Origin of the sequence: Mesorhizobium sp. M7A.F.Ca.CA.002.05.1.1 (genome assembly GCF_003998335.1) — a bacterium.
In the GTDB taxonomy this organism is placed as follows: domain Bacteria; phylum Pseudomonadota; class Alphaproteobacteria; order Rhizobiales; family Rhizobiaceae; genus Mesorhizobium.
The window spans coordinates 1-2,010 of record NZ_RZQI01001018.1; the positions used below are offsets into that span (position 1 = coordinate 1).

2 protein-coding genes are annotated in these 2,010 nt (G+C 62.7%); one reads left to right on the forward strand and one right to left on the reverse strand.

Translation table 11 applies throughout. The features are described from left to right. Positions 1–2: 2 nt before the first annotated feature. The gene (fsa, locus tag EN939_RS31900; RefSeq protein ID WP_164751410.1) at positions 3–605 is read left to right on the forward strand and encodes a fructose-6-phosphate aldolase; all 603 of its coding nucleotides are present in this window, start codon (positions 3–5) and stop codon (positions 603–605) included. Positions 606–676: 71 nt separating this feature from the next. Here fsa and EN939_RS31905 read toward each other — a convergent pair. Then, the coding region (locus EN939_RS31905) for a DNA translocase FtsK (protein WP_272483123.1) at positions 677–2,010 on the reverse strand (1,334 nt) is incomplete at its 5' end.

A 2,010-nucleotide genomic window follows, 5' to 3' on the forward strand; every position in this document is an offset into this window, starting at 1 on the left:
ATCTGGGGCTGCTCGACGGCGTCACCACCAATCCGTCGCTGATCCTCAAATCCGGCGGCAAGATCGCCGACGTGACCAAAGAGATCTGCGACATCGTCAAGGGTCCGGTCTCGGCTGAAGTCACCGCCACTGAATATTCCGAGATGATGCAGCAGGCCAAGGTTCTGGCCAAGATCGCCGACAATGTCTGCATCAAGGTGCCGCTGACGCTGGACGGTCTCAAGGCCTGCAAGACGATCCGCACCGAGATGAACCGCCTGGTCAACGTCACGCTGTGCTTTTCGGCCAACCAGGCGCTGCTGGCGGCCAAGGCCGGTGCCTCGTTCATCTCGCCCTTCGTCGGCCGCGTCGACGACATCGGCATCGACGGCATGGAGCTGATCCAGGAGATCAGGCAGATCTACGACAATTACGATTTCCAGACTGAGATCCTCGTCGCTTCGGTGCGCACCGTGAACCACGTCAAGCAGGCGGCCCTCATCGGCGCCGATGTCGTGACCGCCCCCCCGGCGACCCTGAAGGCGCTGGTCAAGCACCCGCTGACCGACAAGGGCCTGGAACAGTTCCTCGCCGACTGGGCAAAGACCGGCCAGAAGATCGGCTGAGGCCAATGCGCTTGTGGTGAAAAAGGCCGGGTAACCGGCCTTTTTTATGTGCGCTTCAAGCGGGCTGCCGATCAGTCCGCGCCGTCATCCTCGGGCGCGCTCGCCGGCGGGCGCCGGCCCATGATGATTTCGCGTTTGCCGACATGGTTGGGTGCGCCGACCAGGCCTTCCTTTTCCATACGCTCGACCAGGGACGCGGCGCGGTTGTAGCCGATGCCGAGGCGGCGCTGGATGTAGGACGTCGAGCACTTCTTGTCGCGCACCACCACCTTCACCGCCTCGTCGTAGATCGCATCACTGTCTTCGGCTGCGACGGATCCCTTGTCGAAGACCGCGCCCTGGTCTTCTTCGATTTCTTCCTCGTCCTCGTCGGCCGTCACGGTTTCCAGATATTCAGGGCGCCCTTGCGCCTTGAGATGCGCGACCACATGCTCGACCTCGGCGTCGGAAACAAACGGCCCATGCACGCGCGAAATGCGCCCGCCGCCCATCATGTGCAGCATGTCGCCCTGGCCAAGCAATTGTTCGGCGCCCTGCTCGCCCAGGATGGTGCGGCTGTCGATCTTCGATGTCACCTGGAAGGAAATCCGGGTCGGGAAGTTGGCCTTGATCGTGCCGGTGATGACGTCGACCGAGGGGCGCTGCGTTGCCATGATCAGGTGAATGCCGGCAGCGCGCGCCATCTGCGCCAGTCGCTGGATCGCGCCTTCGATCTCCTTGCCGGCGACCATCATCAGGTCGGCCATCTCGTCGACGATGACGACGATGTAGGGCATCGGCGCGAGGTCGATTTCCTGCTGTTCGAAAAGCGGTTCGCCGGTGCCCTTTTCGAAGCCGGTCTGCACGGTCATGACGACGGTTTCGCCCTTGTCGCGGGCTTGAGCGGCACGCTCGTTGTAGCCGTCGATGTTGCGCACACCGAGCCGCGCCATCTTGCGATACCGGTCTTCCATTTCGCGCACGGCCCATTTGAGCGCCGTGACGGCTTTCTTGGGATCCGTGACGACGGGCGTCAGAAGATGCGGGATGCCGTCATAGACAGAGAGTTCGAGCATCTTGGGATCGACCATGATCAGCCGGCATTCTTCCGGCTTCAGCCGGTAGAGCAACGACAGGATCATGGTGTTGATGGCGACCGACTTGCCGGAGCCGGTGGTTCCGGCCACGAGCAAATGCGGCATCTTCGCCAGCTCGGCGATAACAGGCTCGCCGCCGATCGTCTTGCCGAGACAAAGCGCCAGCTTGCAGCTGGTCTTGCGGAAGCCTTCCGATTCGATCAGCTCCCGGAAATAGACGGTTTCGCGCGTCTCGTTCGGGAGCTCGATGCCGATGACGTTGCGGCCAGGCACGACGGCGACGCGCGCCGAAATCGCCGACATGGAGCGGGCGATATCGTCGGCAAGCC